At 37.4% G+C, this 24,755-nt stretch carries 29 protein-coding genes, 1 pseudogene and 1 riboswitch; of the genes and pseudogenes, 13 read left to right on the plus strand and 17 right to left on the minus strand.

Annotated features, from left to right (window positions below; genetic code table 11):
• Nucleotides 1–356: 356 nt before the first annotated feature.
• Nucleotides 357–1,559 carry a methionine adenosyltransferase gene (gene metK / locus EJF36_RS15905; protein WP_125907261.1) on the minus strand — a complete coding sequence of 401 codons (1,203 nt, stop codon included), beginning with the start codon at nucleotides 1,557–1,559 and terminating at the stop codon, nucleotides 357–359.
• A 198-nt stretch (nucleotides 1,560–1,757) separates the two neighbouring features.
• Nucleotides 1,758–1,871: riboswitch (SAM riboswitch) on the minus strand.
• Between the two features lie 257 nt (nucleotides 1,872–2,128).
• Between metK and pckA the strand changes: the two genes are divergently transcribed.
• Together pckA and EJF36_RS21605 are read left to right on the plus strand one after the other, a co-directional pair.
• Complete coding sequence (gene pckA, locus EJF36_RS15910; protein WP_125908416.1) at nucleotides 2,129–3,715, plus strand: phosphoenolpyruvate carboxykinase (ATP); 1,587 nt, start codon at nucleotides 2,129–2,131, stop codon at nucleotides 3,713–3,715.
• Between the two features lie 225 nt (nucleotides 3,716–3,940).
• A complete protein-coding gene (locus EJF36_RS21605; RefSeq protein WP_185806937.1) occupies nucleotides 3,941–4,114 on the plus strand; it encodes a hypothetical protein in 174 nt (57 codons plus the stop codon).
• A gap of 167 nt (nucleotides 4,115–4,281) precedes the next feature.
• On the opposite strand, the gene EJF36_RS15915 is transcribed toward EJF36_RS21605, so the two are convergent.
• From EJF36_RS15915 to EJF36_RS15955, 9 genes are all read right to left on the minus strand, one after another.
• Nucleotides 4,282–4,908: a PspA/IM30 family protein gene (locus EJF36_RS15915; RefSeq protein WP_125907262.1), complete on the minus strand. Its 627-nt coding sequence runs from the start codon at nucleotides 4,906–4,908 to the stop codon at nucleotides 4,282–4,284.
• Nucleotides 4,909–4,928: 20 nt separating this feature from the next.
• The gene (locus EJF36_RS15920) at nucleotides 4,929–5,282 is read right to left on the minus strand and encodes a lmo0954 family membrane protein (RefSeq protein WP_125907263.1); all 354 of its coding nucleotides are present in this window, start codon (nucleotides 5,280–5,282) and stop codon (nucleotides 4,929–4,931) included.
• Between the two features lie 175 nt (nucleotides 5,283–5,457).
• Nucleotides 5,458–6,237 carry an ectoine/hydroxyectoine ABC transporter ATP-binding protein EhuA gene (gene ehuA, locus EJF36_RS15925; RefSeq protein ID WP_125907264.1) on the minus strand — a complete coding sequence of 260 codons (780 nt, stop codon included), beginning with the start codon at nucleotides 6,235–6,237 and terminating at the stop codon, nucleotides 5,458–5,460.
• A 13-nt stretch (nucleotides 6,238–6,250) separates the two neighbouring features.
• Entirely contained in the window at nucleotides 6,251–6,916 is a 666-nt protein-coding gene (gene ehuD / locus EJF36_RS15930) for an ectoine/hydroxyectoine ABC transporter permease subunit EhuD (RefSeq protein WP_125907265.1), read from the minus strand.
• A complete protein-coding gene (ehuC, locus tag EJF36_RS15935; protein WP_125908417.1) occupies nucleotides 6,913–7,593 on the minus strand; it encodes an ectoine/hydroxyectoine ABC transporter permease subunit EhuC in 681 nt (226 codons plus the stop codon). Before ehuC ends, ehuD begins: the two co-directional genes overlap by 4 nt.
• 47 nt (nucleotides 7,594–7,640) lie before the next feature.
• Nucleotides 7,641–8,510, minus strand: a complete 870-nt coding sequence (ehuB, locus tag EJF36_RS15940; protein WP_260471918.1) for an ectoine/hydroxyectoine ABC transporter substrate-binding protein EhuB — start codon at nucleotides 8,508–8,510, stop codon at nucleotides 7,641–7,643.
• A 388-nt stretch (nucleotides 8,511–8,898) separates the two neighbouring features.
• Nucleotides 8,899–9,630 (minus strand): C40 family peptidase, encoded by a 732-nt coding sequence (locus EJF36_RS15945; RefSeq protein ID WP_125907266.1) that lies wholly within the window; start codon nucleotides 9,628–9,630, stop codon nucleotides 8,899–8,901.
• A gap of 280 nt (nucleotides 9,631–9,910) precedes the next feature.
• Nucleotides 9,911–10,153: a DUF2584 domain-containing protein gene (locus EJF36_RS15950; protein ID WP_125907267.1), complete on the minus strand. Its 243-nt coding sequence runs from the start codon at nucleotides 10,151–10,153 to the stop codon at nucleotides 9,911–9,913.
• Between the two features lie 28 nt (nucleotides 10,154–10,181).
• Nucleotides 10,182–10,964 carry an alpha/beta hydrolase family protein gene (locus EJF36_RS15955; protein WP_125907268.1) on the minus strand — a complete coding sequence of 261 codons (783 nt, stop codon included), beginning with the start codon at nucleotides 10,962–10,964 and terminating at the stop codon, nucleotides 10,182–10,184.
• A gap of 106 nt (nucleotides 10,965–11,070) precedes the next feature.
• On the opposite strand from EJF36_RS15955, the gene EJF36_RS15960 reads away from it, so the two are divergent.
• Genes EJF36_RS15960 through EJF36_RS15970 form a run of 3 tightly spaced genes read left to right on the plus strand, consistent with a single transcriptional unit; the run spans nucleotide 11,071 to nucleotide 13,652 of the window.
• Nucleotides 11,071–12,066, plus strand: a complete 996-nt coding sequence (locus EJF36_RS15960) for an ABC transporter substrate-binding protein (RefSeq protein WP_395940639.1) — start codon at nucleotides 11,071–11,073, stop codon at nucleotides 12,064–12,066.
• A 13-nt stretch (nucleotides 12,067–12,079) separates the two neighbouring features.
• Complete coding sequence (locus tag EJF36_RS15965) at nucleotides 12,080–12,865, plus strand: ABC transporter ATP-binding protein (RefSeq protein WP_125907270.1); 786 nt, start codon at nucleotides 12,080–12,082, stop codon at nucleotides 12,863–12,865.
• The gene (locus EJF36_RS15970; RefSeq protein ID WP_125908419.1) at nucleotides 12,846–13,652 is read left to right on the plus strand and encodes an ABC transporter permease; all 807 of its coding nucleotides are present in this window, start codon (nucleotides 12,846–12,848) and stop codon (nucleotides 13,650–13,652) included. The genes EJF36_RS15965 and EJF36_RS15970 overlap by 20 nt, the downstream gene beginning before the upstream one ends.
• 5 nt (nucleotides 13,653–13,657) lie before the next feature.
• Here the strand turns inward: EJF36_RS15970 and ytkD are convergent, their stop codons facing one another.
• A complete protein-coding gene (gene ytkD, locus EJF36_RS15975) occupies nucleotides 13,658–14,128 on the minus strand; it encodes an RNA deprotection pyrophosphohydrolase (protein ID WP_125907271.1) in 471 nt (156 codons plus the stop codon).
• A 245-nt stretch (nucleotides 14,129–14,373) separates the two neighbouring features.
• Between ytkD and EJF36_RS15980 the strand changes: the two genes are divergently transcribed.
• The 4 genes and pseudogenes from EJF36_RS15980 (at nucleotide 14,374) to EJF36_RS15995 (ending at nucleotide 17,226) form a co-directional block, all read left to right on the plus strand.
• Nucleotides 14,374–15,045: a DUF6612 family protein gene (locus tag EJF36_RS15980; RefSeq protein WP_125907272.1), complete on the plus strand. Its 672-nt coding sequence runs from the start codon at nucleotides 14,374–14,376 to the stop codon at nucleotides 15,043–15,045.
• A gap of 116 nt (nucleotides 15,046–15,161) precedes the next feature.
• Complete coding sequence (locus EJF36_RS15985) at nucleotides 15,162–16,784, plus strand: ABC-F family ATP-binding cassette domain-containing protein (RefSeq protein WP_125907273.1); 1,623 nt, start codon at nucleotides 15,162–15,164, stop codon at nucleotides 16,782–16,784.
• A 75-nt stretch (nucleotides 16,785–16,859) separates the two neighbouring features.
• A pseudogene (locus EJF36_RS22225) lies at nucleotides 16,860–17,000 on the plus strand (class I SAM-dependent methyltransferase); the annotation flags it as partial.
• Complete coding sequence (locus EJF36_RS15995) at nucleotides 16,960–17,226, plus strand: hypothetical protein (protein ID WP_125907274.1); 267 nt, start codon at nucleotides 16,960–16,962, stop codon at nucleotides 17,224–17,226. The pseudogene EJF36_RS22225 and the gene EJF36_RS15995, both read left to right, overlap by 41 nt.
• A 46-nt stretch (nucleotides 17,227–17,272) precedes the next feature.
• On the opposite strand, the gene EJF36_RS16000 is transcribed toward EJF36_RS15995, so the two are convergent.
• Nucleotides 17,273–17,635 carry a hydrolase gene (locus tag EJF36_RS16000; RefSeq protein WP_125908420.1) on the minus strand — a complete coding sequence of 121 codons (363 nt, stop codon included), beginning with the start codon at nucleotides 17,633–17,635 and terminating at the stop codon, nucleotides 17,273–17,275.
• 23 nt (nucleotides 17,636–17,658) lie between these two features.
• Nucleotides 17,659–18,069: a phage holin family protein gene (locus EJF36_RS16005; protein WP_312028269.1), complete on the minus strand. Its 411-nt coding sequence runs from the start codon at nucleotides 18,067–18,069 to the stop codon at nucleotides 17,659–17,661.
• 196 nt (nucleotides 18,070–18,265) lie between these two features.
• Between EJF36_RS16005 and EJF36_RS16010 the strand changes: the two genes are divergently transcribed.
• The gene (locus tag EJF36_RS16010) at nucleotides 18,266–18,529 is read left to right on the plus strand and encodes a DUF6154 family protein (protein ID WP_125907275.1); all 264 of its coding nucleotides are present in this window, start codon (nucleotides 18,266–18,268) and stop codon (nucleotides 18,527–18,529) included.
• Nucleotides 18,530–18,819: 290 nt separating this feature from the next.
• On the opposite strand, the gene ltaE is transcribed toward EJF36_RS16010, so the two are convergent.
• From ltaE to EJF36_RS16025, 3 genes are all read right to left on the minus strand, one after another.
• A complete protein-coding gene (ltaE, locus tag EJF36_RS16015; RefSeq protein ID WP_125908422.1) occupies nucleotides 18,820–19,842 on the minus strand; it encodes a low-specificity L-threonine aldolase in 1,023 nt (340 codons plus the stop codon).
• Nucleotides 19,843–19,965: 123 nt separating this feature from the next.
• Nucleotides 19,966–20,406 (minus strand): Dps family protein, encoded by a 441-nt coding sequence (locus EJF36_RS16020; protein WP_125907276.1) that lies wholly within the window; start codon nucleotides 20,404–20,406, stop codon nucleotides 19,966–19,968.
• A 179-nt stretch (nucleotides 20,407–20,585) separates the two neighbouring features.
• The gene (locus tag EJF36_RS16025; protein WP_125907277.1) at nucleotides 20,586–21,059 is read right to left on the minus strand and encodes an S-ribosylhomocysteine lyase; all 474 of its coding nucleotides are present in this window, start codon (nucleotides 21,057–21,059) and stop codon (nucleotides 20,586–20,588) included.
• Between the two features lie 105 nt (nucleotides 21,060–21,164).
• Here EJF36_RS16025 and yidD point away from each other — a divergent pair, with 105 nt between their 5' ends.
• Entirely contained in the window at nucleotides 21,165–21,389 is a 225-nt protein-coding gene (gene yidD, locus EJF36_RS16030; RefSeq protein ID WP_125907278.1) for a membrane protein insertion efficiency factor YidD, read from the plus strand.
• Here yidD and EJF36_RS16035 read toward each other — a convergent pair whose 3' ends face one another.
• Complete coding sequence (locus EJF36_RS16035; protein ID WP_125907279.1) at nucleotides 21,390–21,968, minus strand: beta-class carbonic anhydrase; 579 nt, start codon at nucleotides 21,966–21,968, stop codon at nucleotides 21,390–21,392. It lies immediately after the preceding gene.
• Between the two features lie 266 nt (nucleotides 21,969–22,234).
• Between EJF36_RS16035 and EJF36_RS16040 the strand changes: the two genes are divergently transcribed.
• Both EJF36_RS16040 and EJF36_RS16045 read left to right on the plus strand, forming a co-directional pair.
• A complete protein-coding gene (locus EJF36_RS16040) occupies nucleotides 22,235–23,584 on the plus strand; it encodes a cytochrome ubiquinol oxidase subunit I (protein WP_125907280.1) in 1,350 nt (449 codons plus the stop codon).
• Nucleotides 23,581–24,618 carry a cytochrome d ubiquinol oxidase subunit II gene (locus tag EJF36_RS16045; RefSeq protein ID WP_125907281.1) on the plus strand — a complete coding sequence of 346 codons (1,038 nt, stop codon included), beginning with the start codon at nucleotides 23,581–23,583 and terminating at the stop codon, nucleotides 24,616–24,618. Before EJF36_RS16040 ends, EJF36_RS16045 begins: the two co-directional genes overlap by 4 nt.
• Nucleotides 24,619–24,755: the final 137 nt, after the last annotated feature.

Here is a 24,755-nt window from a genome sequence, read left to right on the forward strand (position 1 = left end):
ACTTCTCACGAATTATATGGTGCTCAATTGGCAAGAGGGGGACAACAAGTCATATAATAGACGGGAGGGTTTTTATTTTGAAATTAAAAGAGGCATTACCTCATGCATATTGGATAGGCGGATCTCCTTTTTCAGTCATAAAGAAGTCTCATCAGTGGACGCACTTTGCACCTTGTGTCTCGATATACCGTCGCTCTTGCAAGACGTTCGTTTGCCTCTCTCAAATCCTCACCCCACGTAGAGCATACTCTAGTATGTTCAGCCACTCGTATTTCGCTCTAATAAACCTTAGCCAGTAACATATACTCATTCTTTTAAAAAAGTAGCACATCCATATGGAGGTGCTACTTTTTTTACTATTCTCCTAAACCTTGTGTACGAAGAGCTTCTGCCTTATCAGTGCGCTCCCACGGAAGATCAACATCTGTACGGCCAAAGTGCCCATAAGCTGCTGTTTGTTTATATATCGGTCGACGTAAATCTAGCATCTTTATAATACCAGCAGGACGAAGATCGAAATTATTACGTATTAAATCAACTAATACTTCTTCAGATACTTTTCCAGATCCAAAAGTATCAACAGAAATCGATACTGGTTGTGCTACACCAATAGCATAAGCAAGTTGTACTTCGACCTTACTTGCTAAGCCTGCCGCTACGATATTTTTAGCTACGTAACGTGCTGCATATGCTGCTGAACGGTCTACTTTTGTAGGATCCTTACCAGAAAATGCACCGCCACCGTGACGAGCATATCCACCATATGTGTCAACAATGATTTTACGGCCTGTTAAACCAGCATCCCCTTGAGGACCACCAATTACAAAACGACCTGTTGGGTTAATGAAATACTTTGTATTTTCATCGATGTACTCTTTTGGCACAATCGGATTGATAACGTGCTCTTTTAAATTGCGAACAATTTGCTCATGTGCAATCTCAGGGTGATGCTGAGTTGAGATTACGATAGTATCAATACGCACAGGCTTATTATTCTCATCATACTCTACTGTAACCTGTGTTTTACCATCTGGACGTAGGTAAGGAAGAACATCATCTTTACGTACTTCTGTTAAACGACGAGCCAACTTATGCGCTAAAGAAATTGGAAGTGGCATTAATTCTTTTGTTTCATCGCATGCAAAACCGAACATTAAACCTTGGTCTCCAGCACCGATTGCATCAATTTCCTCATCACTCATTAAGCCTTCACGAGCTTCTAACGCTTGGTCAACACCCATAGCAATATCTGCAGACTGCTCGTCAATTGATGTTAAAACAGCACAAGTTTCGGCATCAAAGCCGTATTTTGCACGTGTATACCCAATTTCCTTAATTGTGTCGCGAACAATTTTCGGAATATCAACATATGTAGAGGTAGAGATTTCACCACATACAAGTACTAATCCTGTTGTAACAGTTGTTTCACATGCTACGCGAGCATTTGGATCATGCTTCAAAATTTCATCCATAATAGAATCGGAAATTTGATCACAGATTTTATCTGGATGTCCTTCTGTTACCGACTCAGATGTAAATAAACGACGTTTGTTTGACATCAAATGTCCTCCTTTTCATCATAAAGTGTGTAAACTCCCATATGTATGAAGAGTTCCCTTTATATTGTTTCGTGATACTTCTCATTCCCATATTATTCGTAAAGCAAACGACTTTTATCGAAATAATATTGAAAAAACGCAAAAAAAACAAAAACCTCTCCTCTTTTGTAGTGAGGAAAGGTATATACGCGCCTTTCACTCTTATCGTTCAAGGTCATTGCCTTGCTCAGGTTCAGCACCTTTCACCACGAGTAAATGATGATGGTTGCTGGGCTTCAAAGGGCCTGTCCCTCCACCAGCTCGGGATAAGAGTATCCAATCAGTTATAATACGGAATTTATATTGTAATGTCAACACATTTTGTACTTATTTTTGCCAACAAATATTAAAATTTCTGCCATTAAAATTTCAAAATTTTAACAACAAAACAGTTCAAAGAGATGTTAACTTTAGAATATAAGTAACATAAAATGGTTTAATAAATAGTATACACTATTTAACCAATTGTGTTATACTAATTGTGTGTTGATGTCTTTAGGAAAATTAATGAGAAAAGGTAGGTTTTGATGATGAACTCTGTCGGTGTCTCTTTTGACCTAGCGCAACTTCTAGACGGTAACAACATTGCTATCAATCTGTCTGTTCCACAATTAGTCGAGAAAGTTCTAACTCGCAATGAAGGAGTCTTAACCTCAACAGGAGCTATTCGTGCTACAACAGGAAAGTATACAGGAAGGTCCCCTAAGGATAAGTATACAGTCGACGAACCTTCCACTTCAGATAAAATTGACTGGGGTGCAGTGAACCAGCCAATCTCCAAAGAAGTATTTGAAAGTCTATATCAAAAAGTATTATTACATCTTAAGGATAAAGACGAACTGTTTGTATTCCGAGGCTTTGCCGGAGCCGATGAACGTTATCGTTTACCTATTAAAGTTGTAAATGAATTTGCCTGGCATAATTTATTCTGTCACCAGTTGTTCATTCGCCCTACACAAGAAGAACTTCTCACTCATGAATCTCAATTTACTATCGTATCAGCACCAACTTTTAAAGCAGATCCTGCTATAGACGGTACAAAAACTGAAACATTCATTATTGTATCATTTGAAAAGAGAATCGTTTTAATTGGTGGAACAGAATATGCTGGTGAAATGAAAAAATCGATTTTTGGAATCATGAACTATTTATTACCTCAGCAAGGTATTTTACCAATGCATTGCTCTGCAAACGTAGGTCCTGAGGGAGATGTTGCATTATTTTTTGGTCTTTCTGGTACTGGTAAAACAACTTTGTCTGCCGATTCAAAACGTAAGTTAATAGGTGATGACGAGCATGGCTGGTCTGCAAACGGTGTGTTTAATTTTGAAGGCGGCTGTTATGCGAAATGTATTAATTTAACTCGAGAAAAGGAACCACAAATATATGATGCAATTCGTTTCGGATCAGTATTAGAAAACGTGGTGTTAGATGAAAATACACGTGAAGCTGATTATGACGATTCAACATTAACTGAAAATACACGTGCAGCCTATCCACTTCAATCTATTGACAATATAATTGAATCAGGTGTTACTGGTCATCCAAACGCTATTATCTTTTTAACAGCTGATGCATTCGGGGTATTGCCTCCAATCAGTAAGCTTAACAAGCACCAAGCTATGTTCCATTTTATGAGCGGCTACACTAGTAAACTAGCTGGCACAGAACGTGGTATCACAACGCCACAAGCAACTTTCTCAGCTTGCTTTGGTTCACCATTCTTACCACTGGCCCCTAAAGTGTATGCTGAAATGCTCGGTAAGAAGATTGATGAGCACGATGTTCAAGTTTATCTAGTAAATACCGGTTGGACTGGTGGTGAGTATGGTGTGGGTCAACGTATGAGTCTACCATATACTCGTGCCATGATTCATGCTGCATTAGAAGGTGAACTAAATAACGTAGAAACTATTAAAGATGATATATTTGGATTAGAAATACCAGTTCATGTACCTGGAGTTCCAGATGATGTTCTTCAGCCAATCAAGACATGGGATGATCCAGAGGCATACACTACTAAAGCTCGCGAATTAGCACTCAAGTTTCACCAGAACTTCAAAAAGTTTAACGAGACTAATCTAGACATTGAGAAGTTTGGTGGACCATTAATTTAATAGCAATCCCCCCTTGTACTTAGTACAAGGGGGTTTTTATGTCTAAAAACTAATTAATGTGTTGAAAACGCAAAAGTTTATATTCTTTTTATTGTAAATTTCTATCGAATCATGTCGATTTACATCTTTTAATACTATATGCACAATCACAACACATTAATTCTTTAAAAGTTCTTATCAGCAGTTATATGATGTTCTTATACAAAACAAGGGAGTGAAAAAAACATGAAAAAAATCACACTTTTCACAACATTATTATTACTGTTGATTCCTGCAATGACATTCGCTGCTGAAGGCACGAACACAAAATCCTCTAATGATCTGTCAGTAACGTTTTTTATTCTGTTAGCCTGCTTTATACCGGCTGCATTTGGAATCATTACAGAAAAACGACACTAAAAAGCGACGACTTTTTAGCTTCGACACGCTCAAGACGATCGCCGTCAAGTTCTTGACTTTAATATGTGATTCTTTTTGAATCAAACCTATGTCATCTCAAGCTAGACAGAAAGCTAGATTTAAAGCTTTGGTTTCTTTGATAGCAAGTGAAAAGGCGTAGTATTTCACTACGCCTTTTCAACAACATTCACTCTCTTAGCCAATTCCGCAATTTTTGCATCAATAGAATTCAAATAATACTCAGTATTTAAGTTTTTCTCAATAACTTTGAAGTAATCTTCAATATCGCTAACATTGAAACCACTATTAGTTGGAGTTTGCATCACCTTATTAATACGATGGTTAGCGCGAGCGACATTTTCTCTTCCCATTAATTCCATTCGCTTTATATGCATTTCATCTAATTTGTGTTTCATCTGCTCATAACTTTTTTCCAAATCCACCAAGTGTTGCCTTGTTTGTTGTAGAGTAGCCTCAATACGTTTGGCCCGCTCCTCGTACTGCATTTGTTCAGAGAGAGCAAATTCGTGTAAATTTGTTTCCTCAGCCCTTGATGCAATTTCAGCCTGATATTTTCTTTTCGCAGCCATGTCCTGTGTGGATTTAAGCTCTCGTTCAAATTCTTCTTTTAAAGCTTTTTGACGCGCGACAAGCTTACGAATTTTTTCAACCTCTTGCTCACTTTCTCGTAAGTATTGATTTAATTTTGCAATCGGATTTTTTGGTTCATTTGAATATAACACTTCCTGAACATCAGCTTCCACAGTTGTTTTAATTTTAGAAAATAACCCCATTTAAACCACTCCTTCTTATATTATCTATTTTTTTGAATCTCTGCCCATTGTCTTTCAAAGTTTGTAAATGGGTCAGAGTCTTCTTGAACTACAGCCTTATGTTCATTTTCCTTCCAGCCTTTATACACCATATAAAGAGCGATCGCTGCAACTACTGCAACAATGGCAGGAAAATTAGATGCTGCGGCATTAAATGCCATCAATCCAACTACTAACCAAACAATTCGCTTGCCTACTGAATGAGTTTTTCGGAAGCCTTTGAAGGCATAGTACATAATCGCTACACAAATAGCTAATCCAACTAGAGACCCAACATTTGATAACAATACACTAGCAGCAATAACAGCAATGATGATTAAACCAACTTTTTTCATTTTAATTTCCTCCTTTGATCTTATGAGTTTATTTTATCTCGTTTATATCCTTTCAATAATGAGCCAGAGTTATATTTTTATATAAGACCTACGGCGTAGTACAAGCTAGTTTATAGAATGAGGTGGCGTCTTAACAAAAAAAACGCCTAGAGATTTTCTCTAGACGGTAACAGTTTTATCCTTTCAAGAATCTACTCAAAAAGCTTTGCAGTCGCTCACTCTTTGGATTTTCAAATATTTCATGAGGTGGCCCTTGTTCTTCAATTTGCCCATCATGTAAAAAAACAACACGATCTGCAACATCCCTCGCAAAATCCATTTCATGTGTGACTAATACCATTGCCATATCTGTTTCTTTAGCAATGTCTTTAATCACCTGTAGCACCTCTCCAACCAATTCTGGATCAAGTGCTGATGTAACCTCATCAAACAACATAATTTTCGGATGCATCACAACAGCTCTTGCAATAGCAACTCGCTGCTGCTGTCCACCTGATAGTTGAGAAGGATAATTATCGAATTTGTCCTCTAGTCCAACTTTTTCAAGCATTGACACTGCACGCTCATGCGCCTCTTCCTTTGGTAGCTTCAACACGTGTATGAGAGCTTCTGTAACGTTTCGTAGTATTGTCATATGCGGAAATAGGTTGAACTGCTGAAATACCATACCGATATCACTTCGCATTTTACGTAAGTGCTTTTCATCAGCAGAAGCTAATTCATTATTTACCTTTCTGTGCCATAATGGCTCTCCATCCACTTCAATAACTCCGGAGGTTGGCTTTTCTAATGTCATGAGCATACGAATAATAGTCGTTTTTCCTGATCCGCTTGGTCCAATTAAAGCAACCTTTTCTCTGTGGCCAATCTGTAAGTCTAACCCTTTTAATACTTCAATTTCACCAAAGCTCTTTTTTACATTTTTATATGTCACCAAAGGAGCTCCATTCTCCATCTTTGCACCTTCCTTACGTCCTTTTGTATGCTACCTTCATCTTGACCTCTAAACGTCTCACAAACAGCGCTGAAGGATAACTTAATAGTAAAAATAGCAGTCCTACAATTGTAAATGGCTCTAAATAACTGAAAGACTCTGAACCTATATTTTTAGCAGCTTTTAACAACTCGTACACCCCAATTGCAGATAACAACGGTGTTTCTTTAAACATAACGATTAAATAATTACCTAACATCGGAATAACAGGAGGAATTGCTTGAGGCAAAATTAATCTTATCCAAGTCTGACTTTTCGAAAAGTTTAACGCCTTACTAGCTTCCCATTGACCTTTCGGAATCGATTCAATTCCAGAACGGTATACCTCAGATATATATGTGGCGTAATGAATTCCTAGCGTTAAAATACCCGCTACATATTTATCTAGTGAAATACCAATTTGGGGAAGTGCGAAGTAGACAAAAAATAATTGTACAAGTGGGGGTGTACTGCGTACAAATTCAATAAAACCATACGTCACTAACGAGACAATTTTGTTTGATGACCTCCGAAGTAATGTTAAAATTAGCCCAAAAATTAATGCCACTGAGTATGCACCGATTGTTATTGCCACAACAAGCCAGACAACCTTAAACAACCCCGGAAAAATTTCAAAGGTGTATTGCCAGTCCCAGGTCATACCTTAGCCACTCCCTTCGAAGCGTTCTTTTCAAGCTTGCGAACTAGTATTATGAGTGGCAACGCTATTAAGAAGTACATGATTAATAATGATATAAATACTTCTAACGTTAAGCTCAAATCTGCATTTCTAATAATTAACCCTTGATACGTTAAATCTGCAAGTGTAATCAACGCAACTAATGACGTTCCTTTCAATAATTCGATCAATGTGTTACCAAACCCCGGTAGCATAATTCGAAGTGCTTGTGGCAATATAACGCGTCTCATTCTTTGCCATCTTGTAAAGTTCAACGCAATTGTTGCTTCTGTCTGGCCTTTTGGTATAGCTTGAATAGCACCACGAACAATTTCTGACCCGTAGGCTCCATAATTTAAGCTTAATGCTAGTACTCCAGCAACAAAAGCTGATAGCTTAATGCCAAAAGCCGGGAGTGCGTAATATATCCAAAACATTTGTACTAGCAATGATGTGCCTCTAAACAGCTCTACATAGACACCAGTAAATCCTCGAACGATTGCATACCGTGATACACGACCAAGTCCAGCGATAAATGCGACAAAAAATGTCACAACTGCCGACACCAAAAGAATTTGAATGGTAACACTCGCACCCTCTAAAAGCTCTGGGAGTATTTCTATATATCCACTAATGGGAATCACTTCCTTTATATTCATAAAAATAAAGGGCAGGCACCCACATTGAGTACCTGACACTTCTCATATTATTGTCCACATAACTCAGCCGTTGTCATATCTCCAGGTAAATCAGCCTCTGAAAATCCAAATTGACTAATAATCTCTAGCAATTTACCAGAGTCCTTCATTTCCTGGAGTTTTTCGTTGTATGCCTTAACAAACGCTTCATCCCCAAGTCGGAAAGCAGCAGCGCCATAACCACGAACACTCTCACCATCAACAGTTGGTTGTTTGAAATCTTCTACTCTTTCAATATTAGCTATATCCGCCGTTTCCATTGCAGCTTCTAATGTAGGACCAGTCATCGTAATGGCGTCTACGCGACCTGATTGCAACGCTTGAACATTTGATGGGATATCCGACACAATTTCAATTTGACTATCTGGTACACCAGCAGCTTCTAAATATTGTAATTCTATCGCACCCTCCATAACGGCAATCTTTACATCTGGGTTAGCAGCAATATCTTCGTAAGAATGGATGTCCATAGGATTTCCTTTTTGCACAGCTAACGCTTCACCGATACTGTACTCTGGTTCACCAAATGCAACCTTTTCACATCGATCAGGAGTTACATACATCCCCGCTGTAATAACATCAAATCGCTCAGCTTTTAGTCCAGGAATAAGAGAACTAAATTCTGTTAGGACACCTTCCATTTCATCAATTCCTAGTTCTTTAAAAACTGCTCTTGCGACCTCCACTGCTTCTCCAGTTAATTCACCATCTGCTGTTTTGTAGGCATAAGGTTTTTCCCCTGCAAATCCAACGACAATCTTACCTTCTTCCCTTGCTTTCTCTAAAGTGGCTAGCTCTGACCCCCCTGTTGTTGATGAACAAGCAGCCAATATAAGTGCTAAGAACATAAGCAAGCTTAAATAAAATAACTTCTTCACTGTTTAGACCCCTCCTAATATGTAGTAGTTTCATAGTGTAAAAAAATTACACACGTATATTAATAGTCTAAAAAAGGTTTATTTTTCCATCAAACGCTATATTCAGTTAAATTTTATAGCTAGACATAGTGAGCCATTATGTACAGGTTTTCATATTCGTAATTCTTATAAATCCTGTTAAATACTTCGGGATGCTAAATATTCTTTAAAAATCGACACTGTTCACTATGATTTTTAATGCAATTAAAAATGCTTAGCCTCGTTGCTAAGCATTTACAGTTTCAATTAATAACTAATCGAGTATTTAGATTTAATGTCCAATAATTTCATTTGATTCGGTAACATATTTAAAAATATGATCTGCAAATTAAAATTCAACATTACTTTTTTATACTACCCTTGATGCCCACAAAAACGTCCGATAAGACCATGACTCATAAATTGAAAATATTACTACATCTCTTTCCGTGTTTAAGTTGCTAATATAATATCCATCCCCCATATATATACCTACGTGAGAAACTATCCCATTTTCTCCAAAGAACATAAGATCACCCTTTTTCATATTTCTAAACGTGACAGGTGTTCCCATATTTGATTGCAATCTGCTTGTTCTCGGAAGTTTGATTCCAAACTTTCCATATATGTGTTGCGTCCATGAACTACAATCTGCTACCCACGGAGCTAAAGAGGTAGCTGCACCAAGTTTATAGTTTGTTTTTCCTTGTAAACTAACTGCATAGTCGACTAACTCATCAACCAAATCGTGCCCAACGATAATGTGCATACCAACAACAATATTATTAGGGTCTGAGATGCGAGGATTCATTGCAATAATTTCTTTAACAGACAAACCAAATTTTTTCGCTATCTTATAAAGGGTATCACCCGGTTGTACGTAATAGTCATTCCCTCTACTTGTTACAATATGTTGTCCCACATATATCCTACTCGGATTCGTGATGCTTGGGTTAAGCTGTAGAATTTCTTTGTACGATAATCCGTGTTTTTTTGCGATCCTATACATAGTGTCTCCAGGCTGCACAGTATAAGCACTAACCACGTTCGGTATTAACAGTACTAACAGAAATAACACTAAAACCTTTTGACTAATCTTCATTTTACACTCCCCCTTTCTAAATCTGTTTTATATTTTTCTCTTTTGTTAAAACAAACATAAGGGGGGAAATTTAGGTAATTCTATGCTTTTTTCTTGAAAAATGCCGTGTTGTTCTTTGAATAACTTCTTATTTCGGATTTCTTGATTAAACGACATTCTTTTCTTGAAAAGTTCTCCCATATGTTGAAAGGTTCCGTGGTTTCTTGATAACACAACTTGTTAATATTTTCCACAAGCCATTAATATATATAATAAAAAAACGCCGGTATCCCGACGTCAGTTAATTTGTTGATTTTAAAGAGATAAGCTGATATGTAATAATGGTTTCATCATTAGTAAGTGTAACTTTCTTTATTATGGCAGTCCCTGCTACTTCTCCGTCCTTTGTTTTACGAATCTCAATTGGAATATCAATCGGATATAGACGGTATCCTTCTTTTTTTAATTCAAATACATTCTCTTCGAGTCTTACTTCACGACCTTTTGTAACTATCATCGTATTTAATTCTAATGGCATACCCACTTGTATCCCCTCCTACACACTTATTATATCATGGCTGTATTTGCTTTTTCATCCATTCACAAAGTCTTTGTACCGTTTGTCGATTCACAGCAGGCGGAAAATAATGAGTAAACTCTGGAAAATACCAACTCTCCACAACCTTATTAAGTTCACGTGCTCGTTTTTCAAGCCTATATGAATGCTCGATTGATACATTTCGATCTTGTCCTCCATGAATAATTAATATAGGCGCTGTCACCCTTTCAAGTTCAAATAAAGGTGTCCGTGCATCATATCGCTCTGGATACTTATTTGGAGTCCCTCCGACAACACGCTTCATCATCCGACGCATGTCCACTCTTTCAACGTAAGTTAGTCTCATATCAGACACACCTCCCCACGTTACTATAGAAGCGATATCTTCACGCTCAATAGCCGTCCAGAGCGCCATAACGCCACCGCGTGAAAAACCAAATACATGAATGTGATTGTTGTTAACTTTTTCACGTGCTCTTAATACATCTAATCCTGATATAGCATCATATCGATCTTCACCTGCAAAGTCTTCATATCCCTCTCCGCCATTATTCCCACGATAAAAAGGCGCAAATACCACGAAGCCTTCACTCGCGAATTGAATAATTCGACCTGGTCTTACTGGTCCAACATTTTTAATGCCGCCACGTAAGTATAAAAAACCATCATAAGGTCCTTGACCTATAGGTTCCGCTAATAGTCCTTTTATCTTTAATCCTCCACATCTATATGTAACGATAAATAGCTTTATTTGCGGACTTGGACTAGGATAACGTTGCATATCTACAATTACCATTTTTTCACCTCGATATAGGCATTCACACAATTTTATCACCTTACATACGATAGGGTAGTGTCATCTAAACTTTGATAAATATTTAGGAGGAATTTTTGTGAAACGTTTGTTTAAATTGGCTTTCACATTATTGTTAGCAGCCGTCCTTGTTTTTACATTTACAGCATGTGGAAAAGAAGACGTGCAAACCATTCGTGTTGCTGAAGTAACACATTCATTATTTTATGCTCCCCAATATGTTGCTATTTCTGAAGGCTTCTTTGAAGAAGAAGGGTTAAATGTTGAATTAACGACAACATGGGGTGGAGATAAAACTATGACAGCCCTATTATCTGACGGTGCTGATATAGCGCTTGTTGGATCAGAAACAACAATATATGTGTATGCGCAAGGTGCCAGTGACCCGGTAATCAACTTTGCACAACTTACACAAACAGACGGCACATTTTTAGTAGCTCGTGAAGAACACGATAACTTTACATGGGACCAATTACAAGGTAGCACATTCCTTGGTCAACGAAAAGGCGGTATGCCACAAATGGTTGGGGAATTTGTATTGAAAAATAAAGGTATCGATCCACAAAATGACCTTAATTTGACCCAGAACATTGATTTTGCCAATATTGCAAACGCCTTTGCGTCTGGTACTGGTGATTATGTGCAGCTTTTTGAGCCAACAGCTTCTATTTTTGAAAAAGAGGGCAAGGGGCATATTGTCGCATCGTTTGGTGAACAATCCGGCATGGTTCCTTATACGACGTTCATGTCAAAACAGACCTTTATGAAAGACAATCCGGAAGCGATTGAGAAATTCACACGCGCCCTATATAAGGCACAACAGTGGATTCAAACACATAGTGCAGAAGAAATTGCTGCATCCATTTCTTCGTTCTTTGAAGATACAGACGCTGATATTATGGTGACTGTTATTGATCGTTATAAAAGTCAGGGTTCATATGCAACCGACCCAGTTTTAGATGTAGCAGAGTGGGAAAATCTCCAAAATATTATGGATGAAGCTGGTGAGTTACCTGCACGAGTTGATCATAGCACACTAGTGAATACATCAATCGCAGAAACAGTGATTAAGGAATCTAAATAAAGGTGGTGCAAGCATGAGCTTTCTCACATTGCACAACATTCATCACATATACTTTTCTAAAACAGGTGCTACAACCGCTTTAGAGGATATTTCAATCAATATTGAGGAAGGAGAATTTATCTCCTTTCTCGGCCCTAGTGGCTGTGGGAAAACAACACTTCTTTCCATTATTGCGGGCTTACTTCAACCAACAGAGGGTGAAGTTCGTATTGATGGTGAGGTAATTAAAGAATCAACATCGGCGATTGGCTATATGCTGCAGCAGGATTATTTGTTCCCTTGGAAAACCATTCTAGATAATATTTTAATTGGACCTAGGATTATGGGAGCTGTCACAAAAGAAACACATGAAAAAGCTGTATCCCTACTACAATCTATGGGGTTAGAGTATGTGGAGAACGCGTATCCTCGCGAATTATCTGGGGGCATGAGACAACGTGTTGCTTTAGTGAGAACATTAATAACAAATCCAAAGCTTCTACTACTCGACGAACCTTTTTCCGCTTTAGATTATCAAACGAAACTAAAGCTGGAAGATTTAGTAGCAGATACGTTAAAGCAATTTAAAAAAACTGCACTTCTTGTTACGCACGACATTGGTGAAGCTATAGCCATGAGTGATCGAATCTTTCTGTTATCATCGCAGCCTGGGAAAATTGCAAGAACGTTTATTGTGCCTGCTGAGCTACGTAAAGAAAAACCATTTCATGTCAGACAACATGAGCAATATAATGAATTTTTCCAAAAAGTGTGGAAGGAGTTGGATAACCTTGAAACAAATGTCGGCTCACGTCCGTAGTTTACACGAACAATATATCCACTCTCTTCGTAAGGAAAAAATAACAATACGAAGCTATCAGCTGATTATTCTCATTTGCTTTTTCGGTATATGGGAGCTTGCTAGTCGCTTAAAGTGGATTGATCCACTCATTTTTAGTGCTCCATCAAAAATCGTTCGATTGCTGATTGAAAAAATATATGATGGCTCTATATGGATACACATTGGTGTTACTGTATTTGAAACTGCGGTCGGTTTTATTCTTGGGACTTTATTAGGAACTTTGCTTGCAGCTAGTCTTTGGTGGTCTTCCAAATTCGCGAAGGTTTCAGATCCCTATTTGGTTGTATTGAATGCAATGCCTAAGGTCGCTCTCGGCCCTATTATCATCGTGGCCTTTGGCCCCAACTTAGCTAGCATCATTGCCATGGGTGCTATAATTTCAATTATTATCACAACATTAGTTGTCTACACATCATTTCGAGAGGTTGACCCGAACTATGTGAAGGTTCTACAAACTTTTGGGGCAACAAAAAAACAACGGTTTTTTGAGGCCATTTTACCTGCATCTTTTCCTACTATCATTTCGACATTAAAAGTGAATGTAGGATTATCTTGGGTAGGCGTCATTGTAGGGGAGTTTCTTGTTTCAGGCAGAGGATTAGGCTATTTAATCATTTATGGCTTCCAGGTGTTTAACTTCACACTTGTGTTAATGAGCTTGCTAATCATCGCCATTTTCGCCACTCTTATGTATCAGTTAGTTGAGTTGATAGAAAAGACATTGATTAAAGAGAGAACCTTCTAGCTCTCTTATTCTTGTAAGAGAGCTAGTTTTTGAAGAGTATACGATAACACATTATCCTTCATAATAAAGCTAAAGCGATGATCCTGAGCGATGTCCTCCGGCAAGATGGTAAGAAGAACAGGTCCATTTGTTTCTAGATAATTATTTTTGTCTAGAATGGACTCAATATCTGCAAAATATATGTTTTTAACAATCACTTTGTCTTTTCCTAGTACTTTATATTGGCCGACATAGCGAATATACTTCACCTGTCCCCCTGTTTCTTCGTAAACCTCCCGAATAGCTGCCTGTTCAGCCGTCTCATCTTGTTCTACTTTTCCACCAGGAAACTCTAAACCTCTATCTTTATGATGTGTGAGCAACCATCTTCCATCATATCGGCACACCACCCAAACATGTTTAGGTTCTTCAGAAAATGGGTGGTCTTCAAATGATAAAACAACCTTGTTTTGATAATAATCCACGAAATCTATCATTTTTAACGCTTCCTTCTTGCACGTATTTATGAGAGCTTGTGCGATATCTTCAGTCTTTATAAAATTGTGCCTGCTTTTCGAACATTTAGAATTAAAAACCTGCATATGGTCATCGTACCATATTTCTGTTCATAGAAAAAATGTCGAAAGCCTGGGCTTTAGAACTAATTTTATTTTTATAAAAGGATAATGAAGCAAGAGAACGAAACTAAGTATTACTGGAAAACTTGAAAGGAGGAAATTATATGAAAATTTTACTCCCATTGTTTGCTATACTGCTGTTGTCAGCTTGTGCTCCAAAAGAAAGTGTTATGCCCTCCTACGACTTAACTACAGCGGAGGTTATCCACCGATATCATGAAGCGGTGACTTCTGTTACAAGTTTTGAAGTCAACATCACAAATACACAAGATCAAAATACATCGAGTACAAACACAACAATGAAAATATCATTAGATCCTTTTATCATATACCAAGTTACAAACCCTACAAAAAAATCTTCTGAAGCCTACATATCCCAACATGACTATTACATAAAAGACAAAGGTATTTGGTACAAGCTACCTAAGACACTCCATCAAGATGCACTGCAAAAGTTGTTACAAGCCTCATTTTTTAATATTTTTACTGATGAAACCGAGAGTGTTAGCTCAATACGCAACAACGACACGTATATATTGAAATATAATCATGTAAATGAAGATTTTAAAGTACTCCCTTTTCCAACTAAATCGGCAGAGATTACGTATATTATTGATGAAAGTAACTATTTACCACTTAGTGTAGTTATCCACTATACGACAGAAGAAAGCCCTACCACTATACATACAATTATTAATAGGTATTCTCGCTACAACGAAATACAGTCACTTTTTATTCCAGAGGATATAGAAAAAAAAGCAAAACCGCTAACATAATAGTTTTGTTTGTCATCAATCTATCATGTATAATAACAAAAGTGTGTATAACAGTGACAAACAGTTTGGTTTTGTCGTTATAATCAAAAATGATTTTAAGATGAAAGGAAATATATATGCTAACAGTTCAAAATGTAAGTTTACGTTTTTCTGATCGAAAGTTATTTGAGGATGTTAATATTAAGTTTACACCAGGTAATTGCTATGGACTTATTGGTGCAAATGGAGCTGGGAAATCGACGTTTTTAAAAATTTTAGCCGGTGACTTAGAGGCTCAAACTGGACACGTATCAATGTCTCCTGGTGAGCGCATGGCAGTATTAAAGCAAAACCACTTTGAATACGAAGAGATTGAAGTATTGCAAGTGGTTATTATGGGGCACAAGCGCCTCTATCAAGTAATGCAGGAAAAAGATGCGATTTATATGAAAGCAGACTTTACTGATGAGGATGGTATGCGTGCAGCTGAGCTTGAAGGTGAATTCGCTGAACTAAACGGCTGGGAAGCGGAAGCAGATGCAGCTATTCTTTTAAAAGGTCTGGGCATAGGCGAAGAGCTTCACGCTAAAAAGATGGAAACCCTATCAGGCTCTGATAAAGTAAAAGTATTATTAGCACAAGCGTTATTTGGTAATCCTGATATTCTATTACTCGATGAGCCGACAAACCATCTGGATATTGAAGCGATTCGTTGGCTTGAAGAATTCCTTATTAATTTTGACAATACTGTCATAGTTGTATCACATGACCGTCACTTTTTAAACAAAGTATGTACACATATTGCGGATCTTGATTTTGGGAAAATTCAAGTGTATGTCGGAAACTATGATTTCTGGTATGAATCTAGTCAATTGGCATTGAAGCTATCCCAAGAAGCGAATAAAAAGAAAGAAGAAAAAATTAAAGAGCTGCAAGGATTCATTGCTCGCTTTAGTGCAAATGCATCTAAATCTAAACAAGCTACTTCTCGTAAGAAGCTTTTAGATAAAATCAATCTTGATGATATTAAACCTTCCTCTAGACGTTATCCTTATGTTGGTTTTACTCCAGGTCGTGAGATTGGAAATGACCTTTTACGTGTAGACGGCATTACAAAAACAATTGACGGCGTGAAAGTTTTAAATAATGTTAGCTTTGTTATGAATAAAGATGACAAAATCGCGCTTGTAGGTACCGATGAAATTGCAAAAACAACGTTATTTAAAATTTTAATGGGAGAAATGGAGCCAGATAGCGGCACATTTAAATGGGGTGTCACAACATCTCAAGCTTATTTCCCAAAAGATAACTCAGCCTTTTTCGAAAATAGTGATTTAAACCTAGTTGAATGGCTACGCCAATTCTCTCCTCAGGATGAAAGTGAAACTTTCCTACGTGGGTTCCTAGGCCGTATGCTTTTCTCTGGAGAAGAGGTTATGAAAAAAGCAAAGGTACTATCTGGAGGCGAAAAGGTTCGTTGTATGCTATCTAAAATGATGTTAAGCGACGCCAACGTATTGCTTCTTGATGAGCCAACGAACCACTTAGACTTAGAATCCATTACAGCTCTTAACAATGGCTTAATGAAATTTAAAGGCTCAATGATTTTTGCTTCACATGACCATCAGTTTGTTGAAACAATCGCAAACCGTATTATCGAAATTACACCAAATGGTATCATGGATAAACAAATGTCATATGATGAGTATTTAGATAATGCAGAGATTCAAAAACAACTAAAAACAATGTACGTATCATAATTAAAAAGGACTTGGGGAAAACTTCTCTCCAGGTCCTTTTTAACGTTTTAAAACAACGACTGTCTTTTACAATCTGTCTATAATAAAAGCCAGAAGAGTTTTTTTAGCTGGCTTGGTGTAACCATGTATTTATCTCCTGAAAATGTTTTTGAAACACTTAATGCAATAAGGCAAATTGCCGCCAAAGGTAGTTCGATTATCCGTTTATCATACTGAAACGGATGCGGTTATTAATGAAGTCCGTAAAGAATTGCAGAAAACAGGAGAAGCAATGAATACGACATTTGATCCATTATTTCTTGCTAATCAATTAAATCAGCTAGGATTTGAGATTGTAGAGGATCTAGGTCCTGCTTCTATTCAAAATAGGTTTTTTAACGACAAATCTACTCCATACCACGCTAACGAGAACGTGCATCTTGTCTGGGCGAAAATAAAATAACATTTATCAGCAGGATAGGGTTTAATTTATCCTGCTGGTAAAATTATCATCGTTCATCAATAGGAACCTCCAACGTAGTGATGATATCCATCTCCTCAATCTGCTTCTTCGTTTCATCCGTACCAAGCTCGTAGATTTTTTTATAAATATTTAAAAGACCGTTATCATAGCCATCATTCGGTTTATCGTCGTGATATTGTACATATGGAACATGAGCTCTATAAAAGGATTGAATATCACTAGAATAATTCTGATCAAACAACTCTCGTAACAACGTTATTTCATCATCTAATGCAGAAATTTCGAAGTCCCAAGCTGAAGCAGTTCTGCTCTGTGTAATTTCACCAGACGCAACATGTATATAATAAGTTTTTTGTCCCAATGTCGTCACCTTTTCCCTTTTTCTCATAGTATGAAGTAACGACATTAACATTATTCTGATGACTTATTCCGTAATATCTCGATAGCTCTCATTAAAATGCCTGGAATAGGTAAACCTACTTCACCAGCATTTTCAATAATTGATATTAGTTCATTAAATAAATAAAAGAATATGACAGTATCACGAATAAAATTATGGTTTCCGCTTAAGATTAAATCAAGGAGATGTGCAACAGCTACAAGCGCAAAGATCATAACTTTTTGGACAATACCTTTAAAGCCTGCTCGACTCGATAATTTCCCTTGCACTGCTGCAGCAAGCACACCCGTAATATAATCAATAACAACAAACATAATTAAGATAACAAGCATCATATCCCATCCTCCAAGCATAGCCGTCATAAAAGATGCTGCAAGAGAAAATGTAGATTTAATTCCTAGTCCCATGCTAAGTTTATCCAACGGTACCCCCCCTAACATTTTCACAGATAGTAAAGAAGTGATTCTTTGTTAAGTCAAATTAGTTTTCTTTATTATCATATGTGTTACAATCAAAAGTGGACGGGGCAAAACATAACTTTTATTACGATTATTCAACGTCATTAGTTGTTAAAACTACATCCGATATGAAGGTAAGCTCACAAAGGAGTTGACGCGTATGCGTAAATTTATTCAAGAACTATATAATATGTATCGTGAAAAGCTATCTGGGGATGAAGAAGACGCTGATTTTTTAGCTTTTTCAGTATTAGAGGAATTGAATCGCGAGGATTTAATGGAATTTATACAAGAAATGGGCACCCAAGAGTTAACCGATATGGTCGGTTTATATATGATTGAGCACTTAAAAGCATTAATTGGCGAGGAACAAATCTCGGAGATGAAATCTGTCGACCATTCAAATGGACGTATTATCCATTAGCCGCTCCCTAACAGACCTTCATGGTCTGTTTTTTTGAAAAAAATAAATAAAACCACTAACTTCTTAGTATTGTCGGATGTCATCGTACATTACTTAATTATTTTGCGCCTGAAAGTACTATTACCTTTTCATTTTCCATTGTCATTGTCATACACCTCATTACATTGTTGATATGAAAAATTTAGAAATAACACGCTCCTCATTCAGTCAGTCCCCTTACATGTTATACACCATCAGAAGAGCTCTAACATAAAGAGCACAGGATAGTATGATCCCATGCTCTCTCTCAATCAGTTAACCATTTTATGAATTGTCGATATCGTCTTGTCTATGTCTTCATTGGTCACATCATAATGAGTAGTAAAGCGAACAAGCGAAGGTCCAAATGGGACAGCTAAAATTCCCTGTTGCTTGAGCTCCTCTACAAATTGCTGTGATGTTTTATTTTGCTTTTTAACATCTACTATAACAATATTTGTTTCAACGTTATTCACGACCTCAAGGCCAGAAAAGTTTGCGAAACCCTCCGCAAGAATGCTCGCCTTTTTATGGTCCTCCACTAGTCGTTCTGTCATGCTTGTTAACGCAATCAACCCTGGTGCTGCAATAATCCCTGCTTGACGTAAGCCACCACCAAGACGCTTTCGCCATTTTCTAGCTTTCTCAATAAATGTCTTATCTCCTGCTAGTATAGAACCAACAGGCGCACCAAGTCCTTTTGATAAACATACTTGTACCGTTGTCACATACTTAGTAATGTCTGAAACACGAACTTGTAGAGCAACAGCAGCATTAAACAAACGTGCTCCATCTAAATGAGTTGGTATATGATGGCGGTTCGCCACATCGGCAATAGCTTTCATGTTATCCAAACCTACTACGGCTCCACCAGCTCTGTTATGTGTATTTTCTAAACAAATAAGTCCTGTTTCAGGCATATGAACATCATCGGGTCGAATAGCTGCTTCCACATCTTCTACTGACATAGTCCCCCGCTTACCTATTATAGTTCTTGGCTGTACCCCGGCAAAAGCAGATATCGCCGCACCCTCGTAATAAAACAAATGAGACTCCGCCTCTAAAATGACTTCATTGCCGCTTTGGCAGTGTGTTAAAACGGCCACTTGGTTTCCTTGCGTACCACTTGTGACAAATAGAGCTGCTTCTTTTCCTAGTATTTCGGCTGCCTTTTCTTCTAGCTTTAGTACAGTAGGATCTTCACCATACACATCATCCCCTACTTCTGCCTCGTAGCTTGCTCGTCGCATGTCTTCTGTCGGTTTCGTTACCGTATCACTTCGCAAATCTATCAACATGATACCCTCCTATTGTTTCGTAGGTCGAATTATTATATACATACTTTACTAGATACGACAGAAGGCGTAAAGACTAAGCGAAAAAAAAAAGACTTACTAAAAAGTAAGTCTTTCGCACATCTATTTTCCGAGGAATGCATTTAACATCCAAACATGCTTTTCTAAGCTTTGGTGGATGGCTAACAGCATATCTCCTGTTGTTTCATCATCTACTTCATCAGCTAAAGACATACCGTCCTTCAATTCAGCTGTTACAGTTGTAAAATCATCCGCAATTATACGTACCATTTCTTTTGCATCCTCTTGACCTGCAGCTTCCTTTATAGTAGCCGTTTCAAGAATTTCCGACATTGTAGCAACTGGCTTCCCACCTAGAGCTAATAGACGTTCAGCCAACTCATCAATATGTACGGCTGCTTCTGTATAAAGCTCTTCAAATTTCGCATGTAACGTGAAAAACTCTGGACCTGTTACGAACCAATGATAATTATGGAGCTTGATGTAAAGAACACTCCAATTTGCTATTTGCTTATTTACTACTTGTGTTAATTGATTAGACATGTAAACATCTCCTCCTTCTAAGTTATTAGTACCCCATTTGCAATTGTGCAAACCTCACATTTACAAAAAAAAGAGAACAGCAATATTTTGTTGTTCTCCGACATAATAAAAGGTTTGATGTAATTTAAATATAGCAAATTAAAATATTTTTGTTACTGATTTCACAAAATATTCATGAATTATTCAAACACTTTTGCTAGATTTTCCTTAGACTGATTTAACCAAAAGTTCATGAGCTTTTTTGCACCTTCTAAGTCATGAAGCTTTGCTTGCCCACATTGTGTTTCGTTGGCTGCTGGTATCTCACTTATAGTCACAGCCGCTTTCATAGTATCCGCTAATAGATCAATAATTTCCTTTACAGTTGCATTCCCACTTACGACTAAATAAAATCCGGTTTGACAGCCCATAGGAGATACATCAATTATTTCAAAATGATTATACTTTTGAGCATACTCACGAATATTAAATGCTAACAAATGTTCAAGTGTATGGATGACATCCGGCTTCATTGCTTGTTTATTTGGCTGGCAAAAACGAATATCAAATTTGTTTATTTCTCCGTCACTTCCTACTTTATGTAAGCCACAATGTCTCACATATGGTGCTTTAACCGCAGTGTGATCTAGTTCAAAGCTTTCTACAGATGGCATATGTCGCTCTCCTTTTCACATTTTATTTTAACGCCTAATACATTGTATTTCTCATATTATAAGGAATATGATATATTTTGTGATAGTAAAGGTAGGTGTTACATTATGAGAGTCATATTTATAGCGATTATTCGTTTTTATCAAAAATTCATCTCTCCTCTTAAGCCACCAACGTGTCGCTTTTATCCAACATGCTCGCATTATGGACTCGAAGCTATTAAACGTCATGGCGCATTAAAAGGTGGATGGCTAACAATCAAAAGAATTAGTAAGTGTCATCCGTTTCACCCAGGTGGCTTTGATTACGTACCAGAAAAAAAGAAAAAATAATCACTTCTTAACAAGCTTTTCTTCATTCCCATTTATAATGAGATCAAGCTTACCCGTTTCGGGGTCAATAACTAAGCCATGAATAGCTACATCTAAAGGTATTAAAGGATGATGTTTAATAATATCGACACTATGTCTTACGCTATCCTCCACATTCTCAAAACCATGCAGCCATCCATGTAAATCAACACCTGCATACTCAATAGTGTTAATTGTCTCTTCTGAAATGCCACGTGATTTCGCTTCCTCGATAACTCTATCTGCATTCAAGCTTTTCATCCCACAATCATGGTGTCCGATAACCATGACTTCTTGTGCTTTTAATTCATAAATTGCTACGAGAATACTACGCATAATACTACCAAATGGGTGAGCTACTAATGCCCCTGCATTTTTTACAATTTTCATATCTCCATACTTTAAATTCATCGCTTTAGGTAGCATGTCAATTAATCGTGTATCCATACAAGTTAAAACAACAAGCTTTTTGTTTGGATACTTCGTTGTTTGATACTTAACATATTCCTTCTTAGTTACAAACTGTTCATTGAATTCTAGCATATCCATTAGCAGACTCATTGCAATTCAATCCCCCTTATCGAATACGTATTATAACCAATATATCACAGCTACAGCATATAGCGGGTCCTTAGTTTAAAAAATTCCGACTTCTTTTCATACATGTTTAAGTGAAATAAGATGCATAACACTTTCCAAAATGTGGACAATAATGTTTGTACATAAAATAGATAGTCCAGAGTTATATATCTTCAACTCTAACTAGTTACTAAGTGCAGGTATTATAACTCCCTATATTGATATTTAAAATGAAAGGAAGTCACAGTATGGATGACATCGTTATTGCCCGCTCATTATTTGGAACAACAATGGGCGTACATATTATTTTTGCGACTCTTGGAGTCGGTCTACCATTAATGATTTTACTAGCAGAATTACTGTTTCAAAAAACAAAAGACCCGGACTATGAAATTATGGCTAGTCGGTGGACAAAAACATTCGCTATTCTTTTAGGTGTCGGAATACCAACCGGTACTATAGCTGGAGTGCAGTTATCCTTACTATGGCCTGGATTTATGGAGGTTATTGGAGAGGTAATGGCACTACCTTTCCAAATTGAAATCTTCGCTTTTTTTATAGAAGCATTATTTATGTCAATATATGTGTACGCTGCAAACCGTATTTCTGCCCGTATGCGAATTATTAGCGTTACACTTGTTGCGATTGGTGCTGTTGGATCTGCGGTTTTAATTACGAACGTGCACGCTTTCGAAGGAACACCAGCAGGCTTTCGGTTTGATGGAAATGGCAACATTGTTGATGTAGACCCGTGGGCAGCGTTTTTTAATCCGAGCTTTTTTGTCTCCGCCGGACACGTTGCTGTATCTGCATGGATGACAGGTGCGTTTGCTGTTGCGTCAGTGGCAGCATATAAAATGCTTAAGTATAAAGCAGAAACAAAACTTTATGAGCATCATCGCAAAGCACTTATGTTAAGTCTAGTTGTTGGAGGTGTATTCTCAATACTAACTGCAACAAATGGACATGAATCAGCACAAATGCTTCATGAGTATCAGCCTGAAAAGCTAGCTGCTGCAGAAGGTTTATTTGAAACCCAGCCATATGCCCCTTTAGCTATTGGTGGCTTCACTGATCCGGTTGAGAAAGAAGTAAAGTGGGGCATTGAAATACCGTGGGCTCTTAGTTTTTTAGCTGGCGACCGTTTTGACACCGTTGTTGTTGGATTAGATGATTTTCCTGAAGAATGGTGGCCGCCATTGTTTGTTCATACACTGTTTAACGCCATGGTTTTAATTGGTGGATTTTTAATTATGCTCTCAATTGCTGGATTTGCCTGGAACAAAATCTTGAAAAAGAAGGAGTTTCCGAGGTTATTTATGTGGGCATTTGTAGCATCAGGTCCTTTGTCTATGCTTGCAATTGAATTTGGTTGGATTTTTGCCTGTACTGGTAGACAGCCATGGACTATATATAGAATGCAATTAACTGAGGATGCTGTTACAACAGCAACTAATCTTAGCACATTATTTGTACTATTCGGTGTACTATATGTATTTTTATGTGTGGCGGTTGTCCTTGTATTACTTTATTATTTCCGCCGTAACCCTCTGGCTGATGAGGTTAAGCAAGCACCTGAAGGAGGGGTATCAACATGACAGATGTATTAATTGCAATTGCTTTACTGTGGGGGTTTATTTTTATTTATGCTGTTATGGCTACTATGGATTTTGGTGCTGGGTTTTGGTCGATGATTTATATTAATCGCGAAAAAACAAATGCAACTAATATCGCTAATCGTTATTTGTCACCTACCTGGGAGGTTACAAATACTTTTATTGTGGCCATTGTAGTTGCTCTAATCACGTTTTTCCCAGGGGCTACATTTGCTTTTGGAACTTTACTTTTAATTCCTGGTAGCTTAATTCTTGTTCTTTTATCAATCCGTAGTGGTTTACTAGTGTTCTCTCATGTAGCAGACGATTATCGAAAACCGTTAACTTATATATCAGGCATTTCAGGCTTATTAATCCCAGGCCTACTCTTGAGTGTTTTACCAATTACTCACGGTGGTTATGAGAAAGTAGTAGGCGATCATGTAGAGTTAGACTTAGTCAAGCTTTTTACAAGCCCACAGGAATATGCGTTTTTAGCTTTTGCCATAGCTAGCTCACTGTTTTTATCTTCACTACTGCTTTCAGATTTTTCTTATGAAGCTAAAGAGTTTGAGGCGTACCAAATTTATCGTAAAGATGCACTTATTACAGGTCCCATTTCAATTGTTATTGGAATTCTGATTGTTGTCACAATGCGCTTCGAAGCACGTTGGATTTACGATAACATGCTTGAAAATATCGGATGGTTAATTGCCTCATTTCTTATGTTTTTAATAGCAGGAGCTTTGTTGTTTTTACCGAACAAAGAAAATCCTCACGGTCGCGGCCGCCCACGTTTAGCTGTTATAGCAGTAGTAGGACAATATTTTTTAGCAAGCTTTGCGTACGGCAAGTCACATTTACCATATATTATTTATCCTGACTATCTTTTGAGCGACGTATTTACAAATCCTACTGCGTTTCGGGCTTTATTTGTTTCATATTTAGTTGGATTTGCCATTTTGTTTCCTGGCTTCATTTACTTCTGGCGTATTTTCACAAAAGGATTTAAGCCTTATAAAACAAAAAAAACCTGACACTCCTACACCTAAAGGAGATGGACTTTCCCGTTCGGGAAGGTATTTAAAAAAGAAGAGAGCCAACACGTTGGCTCTCTTCATATATATATTTCAATACCCCACATGTTAATCTTACATTTTAATCATAATATATG

Origin of the sequence: Bacillus sp. HMF5848 (assembly GCF_003944835.1) — a bacterium.
Lineage (GTDB): Bacteria > Bacillota > Bacilli > Bacillales > HMF5848 > HMF5848.